The following is a 20530-nucleotide window of genomic DNA, read 5'->3' on the forward strand; positions in this document are numbered from 1 at the left end:
AACAGGCCTTGCTCACAATGCATCGGGTGCGCCAGCTCATCGTCCGGCAGAAAACCCAGATGCTGAACGTGATCCGTGGTCTTCTGCGAGAGTTTGGCCATGTGATCGGGAACGGGCCGGTAGCGGCGATGCGCTTCGTCAAAACGTTCCAGACCGATGACTGCCCGGACATTCCGGACGTGGCGAAGAGCATGCTCAAGACGCTCTGCGACCAGGTTATTGATCTCGATGATCGGGTGACCTTCTACGACAAGCTGATCGAATATCATTCCCGGATCGATGAACGCGCCAAGCGGATCAGAACAGTTCCCGGCGTCGGCCCTATCACCGCTTCGGCCATTGTCGCCACCATCGGCGATGGCAAGCAGTTCAAGAACGGACGCGAGTTTGCCGCCTGGCTCGGACTCACGCCATTGAATCGGTCAAGTGGCGGTAAAGAGCGGCTAGGCCGGATCAGCAAGAAGGGTGATCGCTATATCCGACGATTGCTGGTGATCGGCATGACCTCGCAGGTTCAGCGTGCCCGCGGATATCCAGAACGTGTGCATCCCTGGATCATGCAGCTTTTGGAACGCAAACCAATGCGCCTCGCGACCATTGCTATGGCAAACAAAACGGCCAGGATCATCTGGGCCATCCTCACCAAGGAAACAAATTACCGGCAATCAGCCGCATAAACGGAGGAGCAATACAAACACGAATTGCAAGACGAATGCCATGATGGCACGTGCGGTCATCCGAGAACCCGGGAACCCGAGCTTTGTCCTGAACTTTCAGGTTCGCGTCGCCGATTGGGACCAGGTTCACGGAACCCATCAAGGCCAGCGGCAATATCGAAAACCGCGATCAAAGGCCGGACACAGGACTGTACTGACCAGCCGCGCAATCAGAGCATTTTTCCCTTGCAAAGCAGACGTCATCCACACAGGACTTTGCGGACTTGCGCAGTCGCAGATACTGCTGACGCAGCATCTTCTTGCATATGCAGCATTTCAATCACGGCTCCGAAGCGAAGTCGCCGGAGCAGACATTAACAGTCATGGATTTAGCAAAAACCTGAGCTGATTTTTCACCCTAGTCCGGCGGAACAAGTTATACGCGAACCATGCGTCTTACTGTTGCGTCTATTCCAAAGTCGGCTTTGACCAGTGTCGGTGTGGCACAGCGACCAACGCCTGATGGAACAACCTACTCGGCCCCTTTCACAAATGGCGACCCTAGTCGAGATGGTTGACTAATCAGCGGTCGCCACAGTCATGGCAGCCGGAATAGGCACCTCCCACTTTGGTCCCGATCCATGTTTTTCCAGAACTTTATCAACAACGGCCGCACGTATTGCAGCGGCATGCGTGGCGGGTTGCGGTCGCAGCAGTGCACCACCGCGGGCTGTTCCTTCAAGGAAGTAGTCATACGGCGCACCTGGGTCTGTCACGTGCCACTTCGACGCGACAATGACTTGTTGAAAATCTCTGAAACCAGCCTTCTCAAGGACGGGAAATGCAATCTCCGGATCGGCATAGTCGTTTGCGCCAGGCCCAGGTGGCAAGGCAATATCCGGAGACCCGTGTTGGCCTATTGCGCCAAAGACGTAGCCAAGCGCCGTGTCCACTTCAGGTCCACACCAAACAGAAAATGCCAGCTTGCCACCAGTACGGAGCACACGTCGTGCCTCCGCCAGAACTCTTGGTGGGTCCGGGACGTGAGGCATCCCAAAACCGATTGTCACGACATCAAAGGTCTCATCCTCAAAGCTGAGCGACATGGCATCGCCTTCGACAAACTTTGCCTCTGGCACCTCAACCCGGGCCATCTCCAACATGGCCGGTGAGAAATCCAGCCCGATCACCTGCGCACCGGCTTTGCACAGAGCAGCGGTCACGTTTCCCTGACCACAGCACAAGTCGAGCGCTTTGGAACCAGGTCTTGCCCCAACCGCAGAAACCATCGCTGGCACCACCATGTCTGCGGCCTTGGCAAAGACGCGGGCATAAGATTGTGCGACATCCGATTTTGCCCATTCTCGCCTTTCCAAAGCGGCAAAAGAGTCCGGCGTTTCTGTCTCAGCCATGTTTCCCCCCAGTTTTGTATCATTCAATAAAGAGTGCTCTGAATACGCCGACGCTCAATTGCTGTTGATACAACCAAGCTGTGACTACGATCCGGTCTGAAATGCGGAAATCACGATAGTTGGCGCAACGCCGTTCTCGTTATCCAAGATCGTGTAATAGTGCCGCCAGGCCCGCTCTAATGACCCATCCTCCCGCGTGAGCTCCCAATTTACGACTGCTAGGCTCAAATGAGGCCCTTGGCTAAACAGATCCACGGCGCGCAGGGAGGCATTGTGAACACCTCCAGCACGGAACGCATCAAGCCTCGTTTGATTGAAATCAGTGATCTCTGTCTGAGAGACGTAAAGCGTCATTTGGCCATCCAGTGAAACCATGAAGCATGGGACGTTGAAAAAGCGGTCCAATTCCTTGAGCGGAGCGTCACCTCGAATGACACTTTCCCAGGTTTGGCGGTAGTCTGAAACTAGTTGTCTGGCTGATTGCACGGTGTCGCCTCCTTGTTCGAGTTAAGGCCGTCTGGCTATGAGCGTTGCAAAGACCTGATAGCCATAAAGGGCGCCACTTTCAGCGCGACGGCGATATTCCGCAACCAGACCGTCGTGCAGCGCCTGGCCAATCTCGCCGCGCTTCATCAGCACCTTTCCGGTTTCTTCAACCCAAGGCAGCATCTGGTCATTGTCGAGAACGCTGCGGCTTTGGAAGCTGAAATCTTCCAACATGAACCCTGCCTCGGTGGCCAGCCTTTGCAACTTCGCAACGGCATGTGGGTCAGTGACAAACTCCTGAACGAAAATCTTGGCGCAGGCATCGAGAGGGTCGTGCGGATAGTTCCCCAACGACGCTTTGGAGAAGTCTGCATCGCAAACGACCAAACGCCCGCCGGGCTTCAACACACGCGAAGCTTCCGTCAGAAGTGCTGCCGGGTCTTCAACGTGGGTCAGCACTGTGTGCATGATCAGGTTGTCGACTGCCCCATCTTCCAGAGGCAACGAGGCTCCGTCTGCGACCTCGAATTCCACATTGTCTTGCCCTTGCACCCGTGCCTTTGCTTCTTTCACAAAGCCCTTGGATGGCTCGAAGCCAATGACGCGCGCGGGGCTGGCTTTCCCGGCGATGCGGCGGGTTACGGCCCCGGCACCGCACCCCACGTCTATCGTCAGACTGTCTTCTGAAAACGCGAGCTTCCCAAGGTATGCCGAAACGATCTTTTCCATCGTGGGGTCTGACTGTCGTTCATCCATCGAGTCAGCAAAGGCTGAAATAAACTCTTCCCCTGCTGCATCCACATCTTGAAACGGATCGGCCATGTGTATTGTCCCCCTAACACTCAGACTTCTTTGGTTTTCTCTCCTGGACAGTTCGCATCGGCAAAGTCAAATCGAAGAGCTGCCCGCACTCTTGCCAGCTTTCAGCTCTTTCTCGGATTCCAAAATGCCTTTCGAAAGGTCGTTCAGAACCGCGGCAAACGCGTTCTTGTCCAGCTTGTAGAACACCCAGTTCCTGATCTTCTTCGATGTCACGAGATTGGCCGCGGCGAGCACCTGCATATGTTCGGTGACGGCGGGCTGGCTCAGCTTGACCTTCTTCGTGATGAACCCGACGCAGACGCCATCTGCAACAAGATCGCCGTCGCGTTGTGGCGGGAAGTGGCTGGTTGGGTCCGCCAGCCAGTGAACGATCGTAAGGCGCTTCGGGTTCGAAAGTGCCCGCAAAGCCTCTGCCGTTGACTCGATTTCACTCTGCATATAGCAATCATCCTATATAGGTTGCCTCCTATATTTAGTGAGAAGGTGCTGCAAGTGAAACGGCATGTCACGTAAAATCGGCCTGATTGGCGGTCTTGGCTGGCCCGCGACGGTTGCGTACTACGAAGCCATTTGCAGGGCAGCTAAATTGGACGGTCACAAAGGATCGCCCGAGATGGCCATCGAGTCACTCGACATGTCCGTGACCGTCGCTGCCCGCGGCGTTGCAGGAGATGAGAAGAGTTGGTCGCGATTTGACGAAATCTTCAGGCAGGCACTCGGCAGATTGTCGGCCGCCGGGTGCGATTGTGCCGCCATCGCCAGTGTCACACCGCACAACCGACTGGATGCTATTGCGCGAGATACGCCGCTGCCCGTCATTAGCGTTGTGGATGCCGTGACGGACAGGGTTCGCCCCGGGACGCACTCTAAGGCAATAGTTCTCGGCACGAGCGTTACGATGAATGGCAACCTCTTTGACGATGGGCTGGCGGAAGTGGGTGTCACAACAATCCAGCCAAACAAGAACGACGTGACCGGGATGACCAGCCTTCTCGAAGATTTTTTCTACACTGGACGAGCCATCGAAGGTCGGAACAGTCTGATCGCCTTCATCAGATCAATTGTGGCCGATCAGAGGAGCGTCCTGATCATTCTGGCCTGCACCGACCTGACCCCTGCATTTCCGGAGAGCGTGGGTCAGGCAAGGTTCACCGCTAATGGCTTTGATTTTCTGGACGCAACGGCGGCCCATGTCGCGGCCATCTTGAAGGCTGCCGAGATTGAATTTTCGGATCAACCCGTTTCCAAGCGAATGTAGAACAAGAAGGACGGCCCATGCTCCAGTTCAACGCCGAAACCACCCGATTGCTAACGATTGCCTATGAGGGCGCCGAGTTGACCCGCCGGCGACAAGCTTCCTTTGACGCTCTGAAGCCCAGTACTGGTGACACAATCCTTGATGTCGGGTGCGGAAATGGCTTGCTCACCGCCGAGCTCGCGCGAACCGTAGGAAGCGACGGCAAAGTCGTCGGCGTTGACCCCAGCGTGGACATGTTGGCCGCCGCGAAGGAGCGCTGCGCGCCCTATGACAACGTAGACTTCTTGGAAGGCGTCGCTGACAGCATCCCTCTCCCGGACGGCACCGCTGACAAAGCGGTTTCCGTACAGACGTTTGAATACATCGATGATGTCTCCGGCGCGGTCGATGACGTCCTGCGCTGCCTGAAGCCGGGTGGACGACTTGTCATCAGTGATTTGCACTTTGGAACATTTGTCTGGGCGAGTGATGATCCCGAACGCATGTCAAAAATGATCGCCTCCTGGGACGATCATTTTGCCAGTGGGACGCTGCCGGAACGACTGCCAAGCGTCCTTAAAGCCAAGGGTCATGAGATCGAGGCCGTTGTGCCGCACAACATGACGGACCACGAGCTGAAACCCGACGGCCTTGCGATCATGATGATGCATCTGATGAAGAACTACGCCGTTGCGAACGAACACGTCGAGGAAGCCGTGGCGCAGGCTTGGTTCGACGAGCAAGTTAGCCTTGCGAAAAAAGGACGGTTCTTCTTTTCCCTCACCCAGTTTGTTGTCGTCGCGCGAAAGGCAGGCTGACACCGACAAAGCCTCTTCACATCAAACATCAAGGCCGTTTTGACGGCCGAAATCAGTGTAGAATGTATCGCTTCGGCACCTCTCCAAAGTCGCCTCATCGGCTTCTCTTGGGTCATTGCCGGGGCTTTGAACGCCTGTGCCCTCGATGAAGCGGTTCACGAGATTGAAAACGCCGCACACCTGGATGGCATCGAACAGAGCACCTTCCGACCAGCCCGACGCATACACGGCTTGCGCATCCGCCTCCGTCATGCGCGATGGTGAGACGGTGAGTTTCTCAACATAGGCAAGGACTGGCTTCAGGTCTTCCCGGACAGGGGCCGTGTCACGATCTTCCATCAATGCCGCTATCGTCTCGACCTCAATACCGTAGGCCTTGGCGAAAACAATGTGTGCACCATGGCAGTATGCGCAGGCGTTCAATCCCGAGACATAGGCTGCGATCAGTTCACGATCCGCAACCGAGAGATCGCTCTCACCCCGCATCACCAGACTTTCGTATGCACAGAGCGGCGCGAGCTTTTCCGGAAAGGCTTGATAGACACTGCCAAGTGTCGCGTTGTCGGGCAGAGAGGGAAACAGGCGTTTCATCTGATGTAGTCCAATTCTGCTGAAAGCACTCGCAACTCATACTGCGCAAATAGACATGCTCCTGCAACGAAACATGGCAACATTGCCCTCGAAGGACCAAAAAGGAGAATGATCGAGTGAGTGGTTTGCGCTTTTCTGATCCTTTCCGAAATCTGGGACAATAGAACTGGCCACGACACCTCATTCCGTACAATCAGTGTCATTTTTCCTCCGACCGGAATGCCAACTCACCTGCTGCTCTGCCGGCAGCCTTGAAGTAAGAGGTGTCGCCGTGGATCAGAGCAAGGCTCATGCTGCCCTCAATCAAGGCCATTACCTGTCTGGCGATTTCATCATGTCTTTCCAGCCCATGCTCATGAAGCAGTTCAGACAACCATTTCTCTGTCATTGTCTTGTGCGCGCTGGCTGCCAGACGTGCCGGGTGACCCGGCCGATCAGCAAGCTCGGTAGAGATCCGTGTGAACCCTGACCCCATATAGTTGTCACCATCAGCCCAGTCCGTGAGTTGAAGGAATAGGTTCTCGATGACTTGGTTTAGGGGTGTTTCCCTTGGTCCCGCCCAGGCCTTGAACCGACCGAGGACATAATCGTGCTGTGCGTTTAGTACGTCTGCGACGATGTCATCCTTGCTCTTGAAATGGTAGTAGATGGTGCGCTTTGTCACTCCGGTCGCCTCGGCGATCGCATCGACACTGACCCTCGAAAACCCCTCTCGATAGAAAAGCCGATAGGCAGCGGCAAGAATCCTCTCTCGGGTGCCGGTCTGACTCAAATCCATCCTCCATAGGTATACTCACTAGTGAAGTGACATAAAGTTTGCAGCGATCTAGCTGTCGGATCAACGCGATTGCGTTCAAATGAAGGAAAGCCATCCAGGTGAAGGAAGCCGCAGATATCCCAGAATCCCGATTCAGGTGGGTTGTCGCCATCTCCGCGGCCATGCTTCTGGCAGTGGCGATGGGAACCCTCGTGAATGGGATGTCTGCGTTTCTGGTGCCGCTCGAGGAAGCATTCGGTTGGCAAAGAGCAGAGACCTCGGCCATCAATTCCTTCGGGCTGATCGGCATTGCGCTCGGCGGCATTGCAATGGGTTTTCTTGCCGACAGGGCGGCGACCCGTACAGTCTGCCTCATTGGCGCGGGTGCAATGTGTGCAGCCCTAATGCTGTCCGCCCACGCCACTGCACTATGGCAATTCTACGCCTTGTTCTTTGTTGCAGGCGCTCTCGGCGGCGGGGCTTTCTTTGCGCCCGTTATTGCCTTGGTTGGCGGCTGGTTCCGACGCGGAGCGGGACTTGCGATAGGCATCGCTTCGGCTGGGCAGGCGGTAGGCCAGGGCCTCGTACCGTTCGGCTCCGGATACCTTATCGAAACCGTGGGGTGGCAGAGCGCGCTGAGCTACCTCGGGATCATATGCGCGGTTGTACTGGTGCCGTTGTCCTTCGTGATGATCGATCCGCCAGAAGGCAACGGGAGCGCCGCAGCCCAGGTTGAAAGTGGTTCGACGCTTTCGCCCCGTCTGGTTCTTCCCGCTTTGTCGATTGCAGTTTTGGGGTGCTGTGCAGGCATGGCCGTGCCGCTTATCCACCTTGTGCCTCTCATTCAGATCGTTTGCGGAGTCGGCGCTGAAGCCGGTGGTCCATTGCTTCTGATGCTCATAACGGCAATTGCAGGGCGCATCTTCTTTGGACGGCTCGCCGACACGATTGGTCCGCTTCGGGCGTGGATGGTAGCCACGGCTTGGCAAACTGCGTTGATGCTTGGTTTCATGACGCTTGGATCGCTGCAGGCGTTTTGGGTTTTCGTCGTTCTCTATGGGTTTGGCTACGGCGGCGTAATGACCGGCGTATTGGTGTCTGTGCGTGCCCTCACGCCAGCATCCCGACGCGCCTCGGCGACCGGAATTGTGCTGGCTTTTGCTTGGCTCGGTCACGCGGCCGGCGGATGGCAAGGGGGATTAACATTCGACCTAGCAGGTACGTATTTCTGGGCATTTGCAAACGCTACGGTTTTTGGACTTGTAAACCTTGCTATAATTGGTGCGATCTACTTGGTATCGCTACGGCGGTCTGTGCAGATATCTTGACCAGACTGAAGCAACGCATTGATTCGAAAGTCCTTTTTTCGTGATCTGGGACGACACGTTTACACGCTCAGGGAAGGATTTTGACTGAACCGTCAGCGTTTTTTCGGCCATCCGTTTTGGTTGCGCAGTGAAGGTCTGGTATCGATGCAGCCCAATTTTGATTCAGTTTTCTGATTTGAGCCTACTTAACCAGTCTTGCAGCATGGCTTTGAACAGAGCAGGGCGTTCCCAACTCAACGAATGCCCCGCAATATCGAGTAGTCCGTAGGTGGCTCGCGGATAGCACTCAAGCATCGCCATCGTGTCAGCATAGCCGGAGATCGAGTCCTGCCTGCCCGAAAGAATCAACGAAGGCTTGTCGAACCGCGATGCCAACATTTCGTCGTGGTATGAGAACAAGAATTTGTTTGTCACTCGCGCTTCGAGATCGGCATCGTGGAGCGCGGCGGCGGGAACCTTCGTCTGGCGGATTTTCTCGATGATTTCGGGGGTCTGGATCACCAGTCTCTCCGCTCGACCTGTCACTGAAGACGGCTGCCCTTTGAGCAAGTCTGGTCGCGCAATGATAGGCCGGGCTTCAGGCTTTGGCGGCGGCGGGTCAGTTGGAAATCCCCCGGGGACAATGAGACACAGGCCTGCAATCAATTCCGGATCGGAATAAGCTAGGCCTTGGGCGATGTAGCTGCCACGTGATTCACCAATCACGGCAATACCGTCACTGCCGGAAATAGAACGCGCGAAATCAAGGACGCAACTTGCAATATCATCTTGTGACTGCACACCCTCGAATCCGGTTGACTGCCCACATCCCGGCAAGTCCAGATAGACCCTTCGCCACCCGTTTAAACCCGCAAAGCACGGTTCGACCGCATCAACCATATGTCGGTGATCCAACCTGCCTCCGTGAAGGATGAGTAACGGAAACCCAGATCCAAATTCAGCGAAACTCAATTTCGACATAATGAAACCCCTAAATTGAAGACACTAGCCTCTAGATTCCGTGATGTCACTTGGCCGGTCCAAGAGGCAAAACTGCTGCATGGTTGCGTCGCTATCTCTGCCACCGCACAGCATTGTAAGTCGAACTCTTGTAGCGGTTTTCGTGCTGCATGCGCTCGCAGCGAAAAAGTGAATCAGAGGTTGTGCTCTCACCCCGGTTTCGCCGCCCAGAGCGTGAACTTCGGCTCTTGATTTGCCAACGACCGTGCATTGAGCGACACGACACAAGATCAAAGACTTGGACCGCCGTGCCGATGAACGGTCTCGACAAGCGTGTTACACTGGCGTCGCCGCACGAGCATCAGGCCGTTCTGAGCCGATTCCATTGAAGAACTCATTTCGATTTTGCGCTTTGGGGTTGGTTGTGGCCAATTTTTGTTCGGCAATCTGAGACGGTGCCGCTTGTCATCCTGTGGCCGGTACCATGGGCTTGAGTTTTGCTAGCTTCCGGAGGTTTTGGGCGGTGGCTGCGAGGGTAAACTCGTCTTGGACGCCGCATGGGCCGCGTAATCGGAGCCGGCCCAGGCCGAGGATGCGTTTTAGGTGGGCGAAGAGCATCTCGACCTTTTTGCGCCGCCTCTGGGCCGTTGGATTGAACTCTGAGGCCGTGCATTGGCGGGCGAAGTCTCGGACGATCTCGTATTTCTCGCGGTGGATTGCGCGGGTCTCCGAGTTCGGGCAACACTTGGCCTTCAGCACGCAATTCGTGCAATCGGACTTCCGCGCCCGATATTTGCGGGCGCGCCAGCTTGGCGCGTTCCGCTTTGGATCGGAATAGGTACGCCAGGTGTGTCGCATCTCCTTGCCGCCAGGGCAGATGTATCGGTCATTCTCATCATCCCATGTGAAGTCGGATCGTGAGAAGGTTCCATCGGTCCGCTCACCCTTGTCGAAGACCGGGACGAAGGGGAGGATCTGGCGCTTGAGAACTAGCCAGACCAGATTGTCGGATGATCCGTAGGCGGTGTCAGCGGCGATCCATTCGGGCTTCACGCCAAACCGCTCTTTCGTTCGGTCGAGCATCTTGCGCATGGCACCAACCTCCGCCGTCTTGTTCGACCGGCTGGCGTCTACATCGACAATGATCCCGTGGTCTGTGTCGATCAAGTAGTTGTCGGAATAGGCAAAGAAAGCGGGGCCTTTGTCTGACTTCACCGTGACCGTGATGCCCGAGAAAACCGGGCGGCGCGTCACCGGCGTTCTGATCGGCTGGGGGGCGAAGGACATTGAAGGCCGGAAAGCCGCCTATGCCGAGCTGCAACGCCCCCGCGTAGGCCGCAAGGCGCGGATCACCGGAACCGTTGAGGAAATGTTGCCGCCTGAGGTGATCGAGTAGGGCAAAAACCTGCCAAAACCCTATGAGTTTTGCCGTAGGTTTTTGGCCAGCAGCGATTTTCTTGGCCTTGCGCTTCGGTGACAAAAACGACCGTTTATGGCACTATGGCCGCAGCGGTGCACACGCAGGGGTTGCTATCGGGCTGGGACTTCATCGACAGCTGCGAACCCATTTTCCGGATGCTGTGCTTTGTATGGAAGTCAGGTTCTCAAACCGTCCTGACAGGCAAGACCAAAATACATCGCATCACTTAGCGGGCGGTGCTAGTGTCGTGTTGGGGAGAACGCGAATGCCTACATTTGACAGTGAAAACGCTGCGAAGCTGCACCGCGAGTTGCATACACACTTGCCCTCAGATCCTGTACTCAGGGTCAAGACATTGGAAAGTCTTGCAGTGGAACGTGGACTGGTCGCGCCTGAAAGCCTCGACGCTTGGATTGAAGCCTATTCAGAGCATATCGGACCGAAACGCGGGGCGCATGTAGTGGCGCGGTCATGGCTTGATCCGGGGTTTCGGACACGCCTGTTGGATGACGCGGCAGAAGCCATCAAGGAGTTTGACTATCAGGGGGACGCGAGTGCTCACCTGAAGGCGGTCGAGAACACCGACACGCAGCACAACATGGTCGTGTGCACGCTATGCTCTTGCTATCCCTTTTCGATCCTGGGGATGTCACCGGCGTGGTACAAATCGACCGAATATCGCGCCCGCGCCGTTCGAGAGCCTCGCAAAGTGCTTACAGAGTTCGGCGTGGCACTCCCTGAAGATGTGGGTGTCCGCGTCTGGGACAGCACTGCCGAGCTTCGCTATATCGTTGTGCCGCAACGGCCCCCGGGAACCGATGGGTGGGGTGAGGAGCGCCTGGCAGCCCTTGTCACCCGAAACTCCATGATCGGGACAGAGCGAGATTTGAAGGCGGAGGCGGGCTGATGGACGGCATTCACGATCTCGGCGGCGTTGAGGGTTTTGGCCCGGTGCCCGTAAAGAGCGGCGACAAGGATTTCCGCGACTTGGAAGATTGGGAAAAACGCGCCTTTGCGTTGAACTGGTCGCCGATTGCGCCCGGAAGCACCATAGACTGGTTTCGCCACGGGCTCGAACGCATGGTGCCTGCTGACTACCTTGCCTTTTCCTACTTCCAAAAGTGGTGCACCAACGATCTGATAAGGATGCTCGATAACGGCACGATAACACTTGAGGACGTCAAACGCGGTCACGTACAAAACCCCGTTGCGCCGCCTCCTTCCATGACCGTTGAGGAAGCTGTGGCGGATGTGGCCGCGTCGGATTTCAGTTTTGAGAGAGACACGTTGCAGCGGCCCGCTTTTTCCGTCGGAGACACGGTGCAAGCGCGGCGTCATATCAATGCAAATCATACCCGCCTTCCGCGGTACGTGCGAGGTCTAAAGGGTGTGGTACTTGCCCATCATGGTGCGCATGTGCTGCCAGACCGCAATGCCGAAGGTGTCGAGGTGCCGGAACATCTTTATACGATTGGCTTTCGCGCCGTTACATTATGGGGCGAGGATTCCGACCCACGCGACGATGTCACACTCGATTTGTGGGAAAGCTACCTTGTTCCAGCCTGACGATCCACTTGCCCCACCCCAGCCGGTCTTTGATGAGCCTTGGCAGGCGCAGGCGCTCGCCCTGGCAGACAATTTGGTCCAAGCCGGTCATTTTACCGCGGCGGCTTGGGCAGAAACGCTCGGCCAAGAATTGAGAAGCGCCGAGCGCAAAGGGGCTCCAGATAATCTTGACACATATTATGGCGCAGTCCTGAGTGCACTTGAAACGCTCACCGAGAGCACCGGTATTTCCGAGGAGACCCGCATGCAGCGTCGCACCGATTGGGAGACCGCATACCTTCGTACCCCTCACGGGAAACCGGTTGTGCTCTAGCCTGTGAAGGCGCAGGGAATCAACGGCATGCTCGCGCCAAAGTTGATCTCAAGTTAGCGCTCACAAACGACCGTTTTAGGCCGCGCAGACCTCAGCCCCGTTTTCCGTCGTTAGAATATTCCGAACCGTGGTCGCGTGCCACTTTCCGCCCCGTGCGGTTTTGATCCCGCGTGCGTTCAGCTCCGCCGCGATCTGGCGAAGGGATGCGCCCCCTGCCCTGATTTGCTCGACCACCGGTAACACGTTCTCAGCATGGGCCAGCGCCCGCGCCTTGTTCACCGCCGCACCCTTGCGTGCCGCATGACGCTGTTCAGAAGCCCGCTCAGGGATAGACCAGCCCAGTTTGACCCCGCGTGCCTTCGCCGCCGCCAGCGCCGCCTTGGTGCGCTCCGAGATTGCGCGGCCCTCTTGTTCTGCGACTGCGGCCATGATGTGCAGCACAAAGCGGTTCGCCTCAAGCATATCCGCCGCCGTGACCTCGACCCCGCTTTCTAGAAGGTTCGCAATGAAGGCGACATTGCGGGCGAGACGGTCCAGCTTGGCAATGAGCAACACGGCCCCTGCCCGCTTCGCCTCTGCGCGCTGCCGTCCATTGGCTGGCAGGGTCGGCATGAGCCGTGAACTTGGGCTTTGCCGTTGTCGCTGCGCCAAAAGCCTCATCATCAAGGGTATCGAGATACTCGCGCACGGCGCGGGGTGCATCTGTGGGATCAATCTTGCGGGCCGCCCAGTCCTCGGGATTGCTGGAGTTCTGCTTCTGAACATCGGCGCTGATCAAGCTGGCATCGACCGCAAAGCCCTGGCCACCAACCAAGCCTTCCTCCATGCAGCGCGCTACTGTCATCTCGAATACATGGCGCAGCAGATCGCTTTCGCGGAAACGGCCATGTCTGTTCTTGGAGAATGTCGAATGGTCCGGGATGCGATCCGTCAGATCAAGACGACAGAACCAGCGATAGGCCAGGTTCAGATGCACCTCTTCGCACAGCCGCCGCTCGGACCGGATGCCGAAGCAATAGCCGACCAACAGCATCCGGATCATCAGTTCGGGATCGACCGATGGGCGCCCCGTGTGGCTGTAGAAATCTGCCAGATGTCCCCGGATGCTGCTCAGATCGAGATGACGATCAATCGACCGCAGCAAATGATCGCGTGGGACATGATCTTCCAGCGAGAACTCGTAAAACAGTGCCGCTTGTGCTTCCTGCCTTGGTCCCATCATAGCAAATCCTCCCGCTCAATGACGGAAGTGAATCAGCCAATTTGCCGTCGATCAACAAAGAGTTTTTCAACGGAATCAGCCCGAAGTTGACCTTGGATAGCGCCGGGTGAACTATGCTTGACGCACAGCCACTTACTTCTTTGCCTTACGGCATCCGCATGTGGATTAGACGAGGTTCGTCCACTCCAAGTTGGAGTAAGATGAACAGATTTGCGAAGTCGGTTTGGCCAATGTCGGTATTTTCGAATATGCCAAGGTTCTCAAGAATACCGGGAATAGTCTCCGCGTGGCCAACAACCAGAACCGCGTCCTCCTCATGATCGAAACTGAGCGCGTCGATCAGTCCGGCAGTATCGGCACGGTTCACCGAGTTCAATGGTAATCCCAGTTCTTCAGCGATTATCGCACCTGTCTGTTGGGTACGTTTGGCATCTGAGGTGAACACGACATCCAAACCTACGTGTGCCAGCATTTCCGCCCACGCAGAAGCTCGTGCCTTGCCTTCTTCGGTGATTGCGGGATCGTCTCCGCTGAGTTCCTTCTCAGCATGGCGGATGACGTAGACGGCATCTTGCGCCGATGTAGTGGGAGCCGCCACCATGGCAAAAAGGAAAACCAAAAAAGGCAATCTCATATCATCACTCCAGCTAATTTTTCCGCAAGGGTACTGATTGGGCGCGAAGGAGACAACAAACGTGTCCTCAAGGGTAAGGTCGGCTTAGTCCCGCTCCTGGTGAATTCGGCGTCTGATCCTCGCTGCGGTTAACATGAATGACCCTTCCTTCCGCTGCGCGTCGGAACCGAAATTCAAGCGCATGCAGCATTTCTGGTGCTGCGAGCGCGCGCAGCAAGATTTTGACAATTCCGCTGTGGGCTCTCCTTAAACCTTCGCCGCGCCAAGCGTGAATGGCAGATTACCGGAGCACCTGCCTTTCACCTAGTCAGTCCCGAACAGGTAAGATGCGGGACGTAGCGAACTTTGAACTTCTTTCTCTCAAGGTCCGCTTCGTTGATCAGGGCTGGACAAAAACGATCGTCTTCTCGGCTATCAGCCTTCTGGTTTGGTGCGGTTGAGAACTACACATCGGCGCGCTTCAAGAAGGTCAACGCGAGACCCAAGGCGACAAGAAGACCACCACAAATTCTGTCGATCCAGAGCGCCCCACGATTGCTGAGAAACTGAACTGCTTTTGCGCCCAGGCCCGCATAGGCGGCCATGACGATCACATCGACGGCGATAAAGATCAGAGCCAACGTTACATACTGCTGAAACATCGCTTCAGTCGGTGTGAGGAACTGCGGAAGGAAAGCTGTGAAGAACAGGTAGCCTTTGGGGTTTGTGACAGCGACGAGAAAGCTCTTCCTAAAGACTGCAACGCTGTTGTGAAGCGTTCCCGATCTGTTGTCTTCGGATGGGTTCGCGACCGGTTCCAACTGGCCGGAAGATCGCATCATCTGTACGCCCAACCAGACGAGGTAGCCGACACCGATCCATTTGACGACGCTGAACCAAAAAACTGATGCGGCCAGAAGTGCTCCGAGCCCCAGACCGGCAGCCGTGATCAGAACAGCATCAGAGAATGCGGCCCCTGCGATGCCGTACCCTGCCGTAGCGATGCCGAATCGTGATCCATTGGACAGGGCGAGGAGAACGGTTGGGCCGGGCGTCATAACAACAACCAGCGCCAAAAGGGCGAATGTCAAAAGAGACAATTCCATCATGCGGACTCCGAATTCAGAAAGTAGATGGCTAGGCCGGTCAGGATCAGGCAAACCCCGCTCAAAATGGTCCTAAGCAAGTTCCAAACCTGCCAGGAGGCTGAGTAGTCTTGCCAAATTTCACGGGCTGATCCGATGTCAGTTGGTACGGCAACCTCCGCCAGGGCTTCATTCATGGGGACATTCACCGTTGCTGTGACGAGCAAGGCACCGACGATGTAAAGAATGGCGGCGAGTCCAAAGTGCACGGCTGATTTGTTCCTGCTCTGCCGGGCCGCGATGAATGCCGTTGCCGCCAAAATGATTGGAGTCAGAAAGAAGGCCGGGAAAAACACCGCGTTTCGGACGGAGGTGTTCATCGCTTGCATCGCGGCGATTGCCGTTCGCGGGTCCGTCGCGTCCAAACCCCACATCGTCGAACATACCCAAGCGTAGAAAAAGCCAAAGATGGCCCCGATGCTTAGGAGTGAAAGCATCGACATTGGCAGAAGCAACCGAGCCATTAGACTTGCTCCGCCTCAAGTTCCCGGTGTTGGCGCGCTGCTGACACGACCGAGGCAAAGATGACCACCGCAGCGAATTGACCAAGCAGAACCGCCGGATAGATCAGACTAAATTGCGCATCGAAATATTTTTGAGGCCCGAAGGACACCAAAGCCATGATTGCAGCGAGAGCGCTTAAAATGCGTCCCGCCCGACTGTCCAGCGGTTGCACGATGATAGCCCCCAAAGCGACAGACATCGCAGCTCCTAGAAATGGAGCAATGCCGAACAAGGGCGTGGCGATGGGCGGGTGAGGTCTGATCCCGGCATACAGGGCGGAAAGCATGATCCCCTGCAGAAGAATGAGTGTCGCCAGGGCGGCGATGACATGACGATTAGATTGTTCCATTGCTTCTCCAAAGCGTAACTATGATTACGGTTGCATGTATCCGTAATTACAGTTACGGTTACTGTCAACAGGCTGGAGAATAATTTTGCGTGAAGAGAAACGATCCCTGCGGCAGCAACAGATCGAGACGGCGGCATACGAAGTGTTGGAGGCCAAAGGGTACGGAGGTACGTCCATGCAGGGAATTGCCAAGCATGCACGCGCCTCGAATGAGACGTTGTACAACTGGTACGGAGACAAACAGGGGTTGTTCCGCGCCCTTGTCACACGGAACGCTGAAGAAGTTAAAGCGCATCTGGAATCCGAACTGCAAACCGACCATGACGCGCTTTCAATTCTGGGAACGTTGGGTCCGAAGCTTTTGGATTTGCTGACAGGTGATCGCGCTGTTGCCCTCAATCGAGCCGCAGCAGCCGATAGCAGCGGCGAACTCGGCGCGACGCTTTCAAAGGCGGGGCGAGAGGCAGTGTTCCCACTGCTCGAACGGGTGTTGCTGCGCGCCCGGGACGAGGGCGTGCTCAACTTCAAACATACCGGAGAGGCTGTGGCGCTCTATCTGGACCTGCTGATTGGCGATCAGCAGATCAGGCGCGTCATAGGCCGCCTTCCTCAGCCATCGGAGACCTTTTGCCAAGAGCGGTCCGCGCGGGCTGTCAGGCTCCTCCGCGACCTTCTCGGCTAGACTCAAAGCTACCAAAGGAAATCAAAACATGACGACCCTTCTCGCGCCCAATGCCTGCCAGACCATGGCCGATCTCCGCGCCCAAATCGACGCGATCGATACGGACCTGATAGGCCTGCTGGTCAAGCGCAGCCACTATATCGACCGGGCAGTGGACCTAAAGAAGATTGAAGGATTGCCTGCACGCACAACGGATCGGGTTGCTGCGGTGCTGGACAAGGTCAGCACAACCGCGTCGGAACAGGGGCTGGACCCGGACCTCGCGCACAAGCTTTGGGCTGAGCTGATCGAATGGTCGATTCAGCGGGAAATCAGGGAGCTTGGGGAATAATGCCTTTCGGAGACGCCAGCGGCGCAATTGATGGGGCGGACCTATGAAACTCATCCGCGATATCAGAGCTGCTGGGATTTTTCATAAGGCAGCGAAGTCAATGCAAGCAGGTGACTACCAAGGCGTTCTTGACCGCCTCGATGGCTTCCAGGCACAACCGTATTTCACGGCCAAGGCAGAACTGTTTCGCGCAATGGCGCGGCATCGGCAGGACAGGTTTGCCGATGCGGTTCATCACTATGACAATTTCCTGACGAACCATCTCGCGGACATGCCGCCAAAGGACCGTGTCTATGTGGAAGAGTACGCGAAATTCTTCATAAGCCGTGCTCAAGCGAGAATTGATCCGTCAACACCATTATATTCATCTCTTGCGGAATTGAGAGAACTTGCAGCCTTGGCGCCATTCCTCACCAGAGCCGAGTTTTCTTTTGACAACTGGGCAGAAGCCGACGTGACCGGAAAAATCTGACCTTCAATTTCTTGGCCAAATGGCGTTTTGATCTAAGGTTTGCGGCCGCTGCATCTACCCCAATGGCCGCTATTTGAGACGCAGGTCCTTTGGGTTTCGCCTGGCAACCTGATAGACCCGCCAGGTGTGAGCAACCCTACTCGCCAGAAAGAAAAAAGGTGAAAAGAGCCCGCGTTCTCTGGCCCTCCGATCCAACAGTACGCGTTGCGCGGGAAAATGTCCGCGATGGGCCGCCGAAATCAAAAATTCGTCGCCCTGATGAGAGTCACCTCGATCTGCCATTTCTCGATGAACGTAGTAGCCCATCGCAGGATCACCGGCCTCTTCCAGCCAGCCTACAACTTTGCGCACGGTGGAAATGTCCTCTGCAGCCAAGGAGAGCATAGCCACCTCCCGCAAAACCGGGCTCAGATCTCCGAACTGCGGACGGAGTGAGCTTTCGCTGCGGCTGCGCCAAAGACTGCTTCGAGTGAGTGTGTCAAAACCGGTCGTTCTTGATCGCTAACGGTGCGTCAGACATCGCGCGAGCTCTACCACCGATTTGATCGCGCGCCGGGCGCGTGCCCAAGTCGGGAGTGCGCGACAAAGCTGTTTTCCGTAGTATGGAAACCAGCCCCTTCCCGCCTCAATCCCAGTTTCTCTGAGAGTGCCTACTCAGAGAACCTTGCGGTAGTACACAGACCTTTTTCCTGCGCAAATTGAAAGAGAGGAAGGCGGAAATATGCAATCAAACGCATCTGCATGTATCAGAATTCTGGAATCCCTAGTACCGCCATCTGTTTGCCAACCCGCTCAAGTACGTCTGGAGAAAAGACCATTGCTTCTTTGAAGCGTTTCACTGTCATGTCTGGATGGGCGCGCAATAACTTCTCTGCAGACGTGCGCGCTTCTTCTTCGCGTCCTGCTCCCAACAGCGCGGCACAGAGGTTTCGGTGAACCCAATGTGCATTCGGGCGTTCTTGCAGAGCGCGAATAAATAGGTCTGCCGCCTGATTGTCGTCACCGGCAACCTGATGAGCGCTGCCCATGCCTACAAGATTGTTGAAATTCATCGGGTCTAACGGGCTTAGGCGCATCGCCCGTTCGAAGTGTTTCATGGCCATTTCTGGCCGGTCTGCATAGGTTTCGAGCCAGCCCAAACGGCTCAATGCCCATGCGGAATTGGGATCGAGCTGGATCGCGCGTTCGAGAAGGACACGCGCAGCACCATAGTTGCGTGCAAATGTGTGAACCGTACCTAGTACCGACAGTATCAATGGATCGTCGGAAGACATTTGGGCGGCCCGTTCCGCGCGGGATAGCGCCTCGGCCTTCGCTTTGCTGATATCAGCGACCCAATTGTACACAGAGCGTTGCGCCCAGCACCAAGCGGCGAGAGCAAGTGCCATTGGATAATCGGGATCGATCTCAAGAGCCTTGTCTAGAAGCTCCAACGCTCTTGCCGCTGATTGCTCCTCTAACATCCAGGCATCGGGCATGGCGCGCATCGTGTAGTCATACGCGCCAAGATCATGAGGCGGCTTCCGCCGTGTACGTTCAATCTCCGCAAATTGAATTGAGGGCTGCAGGGCGCCAGCGACTTTCTCCGTTATCTTGTCTTGGAGATCGAAGATGTCGTCGAGAGACCCGTCATACTTGTCTGCCCACAGGTGTGCCCCTCCATCGGTTTCGATCAGCTGCACAGTGATTCTAACGCGTTGCCCCGCACGTTGGACCGATCCTTCAAGTACGTACTTCACGCCCAACTCGCGCCCGATATCCCGGACATTCATGTGTCGACCCTTGTAGGCAAAGGACGAATTCCGCGCGATCACGAAGAAGGACCGGATGCGCGAGAGGGTGGCTGTGATTGCCTCGACGACACCATCCGCAAAGTAGTCTTGGTCCGCGTCACCAGACATATTGTCGAAAGGTAAGACGGCGATTGAGGGCTTTTCCGGCCGCTGGAGCTGAACGCTGCTAGAACTTTTATGGGTGTTGTTGTCAAGCTCCGGAGACCAACGGAACACACGCACCGGCGTGGGGATGTTCTTTAATTGATGTTCGCCATCATCGGCAAAACTTGCTTCGATCCTCTTGGCAACGTGTTCATGAGTGCTTGCACTAAGGCTTATCCCACCTGGAGAAGCAATTTCCTGAAGGCGAGCAGCGAGGTTCACACCATCGCCAAAGATATCTTTTCCCTCGATGATAATGTCGCCAAGGTTGACGCCGATCCGAAGTCGCAGGAGCGGTTTGCCTTGCGGGTCCTCCTTCCGGGTAGACATTGCGGTCTGTATCTCGACGGCGCAAGCCACGGCGTCTACCACACTGCCGAATTCTACCAATGCACCGTCACCCATCAGCTTAACCAAGCGTCCCTTGTGAGCGGCTACGGTTGGGCCGAAGATTTTCTTGCGGATTTGGTTGACGGCGGCAAGGGTCCCTGTCTCGTCGGCGTTCATCATGCGTGAGAACCCGGATACATCCGTGGACATGATGGCTGCTAAGCGGCGCTGAACGTTCGTTGAACTCATACTGCTTTCCTAGCGGCGACTGCGTGAGCTCGCAAGACCGACGCATATTCGAGGTAGTGTATCTACCGCTTCTGCTTGATTGTTCTTGGCTTCCCAGCGGAACATGAACAATAACAGAGGTGGTATGGCACTGTGGCCATATAAGCTGGCCCCGTTTCAGTGGACGGTTTCAAAAGGTCCAGCTGACCGGTCTGCGAAGTCAGCCGGGCTTACGTTGCCAAGATACCCATGTCGACGACTTCGATTGTAGAACAGGTCGATCTACTCGACCAGATCGAGCGACAGTTTGGTGGCGGCAGACCAAAATTCTTAGGACGATGGGGAAGCCGCTACAGGTCCGAAACCATGCGT

25 protein-coding genes and 2 pseudogenes are annotated in these 20530 nt (G+C 56.0%); 11 read left to right on the plus strand and 16 right to left on the minus strand.

Annotated elements, in window-relative coordinates; genetic code table 11:
* A partial coding sequence (locus ACOQFT_RS05415) for an IS110 family transposase (RefSeq protein WP_421597028.1) occupies window positions 1-677 on the plus strand: 677 nt, incomplete at its 5' end.
* A 557-nt stretch (window positions 678-1234) separates the two neighbouring features.
* Here ACOQFT_RS05415 and ACOQFT_RS05420 read toward each other — a convergent pair.
* The 4 genes from ACOQFT_RS05420 to ACOQFT_RS05435 form a co-directional block, all read right to left on the minus strand.
* The gene (locus tag ACOQFT_RS05420; protein ID WP_421597029.1) at window positions 1235-2068 is read right to left on the minus strand and encodes a methyltransferase domain-containing protein; all 834 of its coding nucleotides are present in this window, start codon (window positions 2066-2068) and stop codon (window positions 1235-1237) included.
* Window positions 2069-2152: 84 nt separating this feature from the next.
* A complete protein-coding gene (locus ACOQFT_RS05425) occupies window positions 2153-2554 on the minus strand; it encodes a hypothetical protein (protein WP_421597030.1) in 402 nt (133 codons plus the stop codon).
* A 21-nt stretch (window positions 2555-2575) separates the two neighbouring features.
* The gene (locus ACOQFT_RS05430; protein ID WP_421597031.1) at window positions 2576-3376 is read right to left on the minus strand and encodes a methyltransferase domain-containing protein; all 801 of its coding nucleotides are present in this window, start codon (window positions 3374-3376) and stop codon (window positions 2576-2578) included.
* Window positions 3377-3442: 66 nt separating this feature from the next.
* On the minus strand, window positions 3443-3814 hold the full coding sequence (locus tag ACOQFT_RS05435; protein WP_421597032.1) for an ArsR/SmtB family transcription factor: 372 nt from the start codon (window positions 3812-3814) through the stop codon (window positions 3443-3445).
* A 64-nt stretch (window positions 3815-3878) separates the two neighbouring features.
* On the opposite strand from ACOQFT_RS05435, the gene ACOQFT_RS05440 reads away from it, so the two are divergent.
* The gene (locus ACOQFT_RS05440) at window positions 3879-4634 is read left to right on the plus strand and encodes an aspartate/glutamate racemase family protein (RefSeq protein WP_421597033.1); all 756 of its coding nucleotides are present in this window, start codon (window positions 3879-3881) and stop codon (window positions 4632-4634) included.
* A gap of 17 nt (window positions 4635-4651) precedes the next feature.
* Window positions 4652-5431 carry a methyltransferase domain-containing protein gene (locus ACOQFT_RS05445; protein WP_421597034.1) on the plus strand — a complete coding sequence of 260 codons (780 nt, stop codon included), beginning with the start codon at window positions 4652-4654 and terminating at the stop codon, window positions 5429-5431.
* Window positions 5432-5452: 21 nt separating this feature from the next.
* Here the strand turns inward: ACOQFT_RS05445 and ACOQFT_RS05450 are convergent, their stop codons facing one another.
* Window positions 5453-6022, minus strand: a complete 570-nt coding sequence (locus tag ACOQFT_RS05450) for a carboxymuconolactone decarboxylase family protein (protein ID WP_421597035.1) — start codon at window positions 6020-6022, stop codon at window positions 5453-5455.
* A 199-nt stretch (window positions 6023-6221) separates the two neighbouring features.
* Window positions 6222-6794, minus strand: a complete 573-nt coding sequence (locus tag ACOQFT_RS05455; RefSeq protein ID WP_421597036.1) for a TetR/AcrR family transcriptional regulator — start codon at window positions 6792-6794, stop codon at window positions 6222-6224.
* A 104-nt stretch (window positions 6795-6898) separates the two neighbouring features.
* Here ACOQFT_RS05455 and ACOQFT_RS05460 point away from each other — a divergent pair, with 104 nt between their 5' ends.
* On the plus strand, window positions 6899-8107 hold the full coding sequence (locus tag ACOQFT_RS05460; RefSeq protein WP_421597037.1) for an MFS transporter: 1209 nt from the start codon (window positions 6899-6901) through the stop codon (window positions 8105-8107).
* Window positions 8108-8269: 162 nt separating this feature from the next.
* Here ACOQFT_RS05460 and ACOQFT_RS05465 read toward each other — a convergent pair whose 3' ends face one another.
* Window positions 8270-9067 (minus strand): alpha/beta fold hydrolase, encoded by a 798-nt coding sequence (locus ACOQFT_RS05465; protein ID WP_421597038.1) that lies wholly within the window; start codon window positions 9065-9067, stop codon window positions 8270-8272.
* A gap of 444 nt (window positions 9068-9511) precedes the next feature.
* Window positions 9512-10249, minus strand: a pseudogene (locus ACOQFT_RS05470) (transposase); the annotation flags it as partial.
* On the opposite strand from ACOQFT_RS05470, the gene ACOQFT_RS05475 reads away from it, so the two are divergent.
* From ACOQFT_RS05475 to ACOQFT_RS05490, 4 genes are all read left to right on the plus strand, one after another.
* Entirely contained in the window at window positions 10248-10442 is a 195-nt protein-coding gene (locus ACOQFT_RS05475) for a hypothetical protein (protein WP_421597039.1), read from the plus strand. The pseudogene ACOQFT_RS05470 and the gene ACOQFT_RS05475 sit on opposite strands and share 2 nt — an antisense overlap.
* Window positions 10443-10731: 289 nt before the next feature.
* Window positions 10732-11373, plus strand: coding sequence for a nitrile hydratase subunit alpha (nthA, locus tag ACOQFT_RS05480; protein WP_421597040.1), 642 nt, complete (start codon window positions 10732-10734; stop codon window positions 11371-11373).
* Window positions 11373-12032, plus strand: a complete 660-nt coding sequence (gene nthB, locus ACOQFT_RS05485; protein WP_421597041.1) for a nitrile hydratase subunit beta — start codon at window positions 11373-11375, stop codon at window positions 12030-12032. Before nthA ends, nthB begins: the two co-directional genes overlap by 1 nt.
* Window positions 12019-12345: a nitrile hydratase accessory protein gene (locus ACOQFT_RS05490; protein WP_421597042.1), complete on the plus strand. Its 327-nt coding sequence runs from the start codon at window positions 12019-12021 to the stop codon at window positions 12343-12345. Before nthB ends, ACOQFT_RS05490 begins: the two co-directional genes overlap by 14 nt.
* Before the next feature lie 75 nt (window positions 12346-12420).
* Here ACOQFT_RS05490 and ACOQFT_RS05495 read toward each other — a convergent pair whose 3' ends face one another.
* The 6 genes and pseudogenes from ACOQFT_RS05495 to ACOQFT_RS05520 all read right to left on the minus strand — a co-directional run bounded on the left by ACOQFT_RS05495 (window position 12421) and on the right by ACOQFT_RS05520 (window position 16178).
* Complete coding sequence (locus tag ACOQFT_RS05495) at window positions 12421-12957, minus strand: recombinase family protein (RefSeq protein ID WP_421597043.1); 537 nt, start codon at window positions 12955-12957, stop codon at window positions 12421-12423.
* A pseudogene (locus ACOQFT_RS05500) lies at window positions 12911-13567 on the minus strand (transposase); the annotation flags it as partial. The pseudogene ACOQFT_RS05500 and the gene ACOQFT_RS05495, both read right to left, overlap by 47 nt.
* 145 nt (window positions 13568-13712) lie before the next feature.
* Window positions 13713-14201 (minus strand): SixA phosphatase family protein, encoded by a 489-nt coding sequence (locus tag ACOQFT_RS05505; protein WP_421597044.1) that lies wholly within the window; start codon window positions 14199-14201, stop codon window positions 13713-13715.
* Window positions 14202-14644: 443 nt separating this feature from the next.
* A complete protein-coding gene (locus ACOQFT_RS05510) occupies window positions 14645-15289 on the minus strand; it encodes a LysE family translocator (RefSeq protein WP_421597045.1) in 645 nt (214 codons plus the stop codon).
* Complete coding sequence (locus tag ACOQFT_RS05515; RefSeq protein ID WP_421597046.1) at window positions 15286-15789, minus strand: DUF1772 domain-containing protein; 504 nt, start codon at window positions 15787-15789, stop codon at window positions 15286-15288. The genes ACOQFT_RS05510 and ACOQFT_RS05515 overlap by 4 nt, the downstream gene beginning before the upstream one ends.
* On the minus strand, window positions 15789-16178 hold the full coding sequence (locus ACOQFT_RS05520; protein ID WP_421597047.1) for a hypothetical protein: 390 nt from the start codon (window positions 16176-16178) through the stop codon (window positions 15789-15791). The genes ACOQFT_RS05515 and ACOQFT_RS05520 overlap by 1 nt, the downstream gene beginning before the upstream one ends.
* 85 nt (window positions 16179-16263) lie before the next feature.
* Between ACOQFT_RS05520 and ACOQFT_RS05525 the strand changes: the two genes are divergently transcribed.
* From ACOQFT_RS05525 to ACOQFT_RS05535, 3 genes are read left to right on the plus strand one after another with little or no spacing between them, the layout of a single operon-like run.
* A complete protein-coding gene (locus tag ACOQFT_RS05525; protein WP_421597048.1) occupies window positions 16264-16860 on the plus strand; it encodes a TetR/AcrR family transcriptional regulator in 597 nt (198 codons plus the stop codon).
* A 28-nt stretch (window positions 16861-16888) separates the two neighbouring features.
* Entirely contained in the window at window positions 16889-17191 is a 303-nt protein-coding gene (locus tag ACOQFT_RS05530) for a chorismate mutase (RefSeq protein ID WP_421597049.1), read from the plus strand.
* A gap of 43 nt (window positions 17192-17234) precedes the next feature.
* Window positions 17235-17663 (plus strand): hypothetical protein, encoded by a 429-nt coding sequence (locus ACOQFT_RS05535; protein WP_421597050.1) that lies wholly within the window; start codon window positions 17235-17237, stop codon window positions 17661-17663.
* A 69-nt stretch (window positions 17664-17732) separates the two neighbouring features.
* On the opposite strand, the gene ACOQFT_RS05540 is transcribed toward ACOQFT_RS05535, so the two are convergent.
* Together ACOQFT_RS05540 and ACOQFT_RS05545 are read right to left on the minus strand one after the other, a co-directional pair.
* The gene (locus ACOQFT_RS05540; protein ID WP_421597051.1) at window positions 17733-18047 is read right to left on the minus strand and encodes a hypothetical protein; all 315 of its coding nucleotides are present in this window, start codon (window positions 18045-18047) and stop codon (window positions 17733-17735) included.
* Window positions 18048-18409: 362 nt separating this feature from the next.
* Window positions 18410-20179, minus strand: a complete 1770-nt coding sequence (locus tag ACOQFT_RS05545) for an adenylate/guanylate cyclase domain-containing protein (protein WP_171676752.1) — start codon at window positions 20177-20179, stop codon at window positions 18410-18412.
* Window positions 20180-20530: the final 351 nt, after the last annotated feature.

The organism is Ruegeria sp. MALMAid1280, assembly GCF_049195285.1.
Lineage (GTDB): Bacteria > Pseudomonadota > Alphaproteobacteria > Rhodobacterales > Rhodobacteraceae > Ruegeria.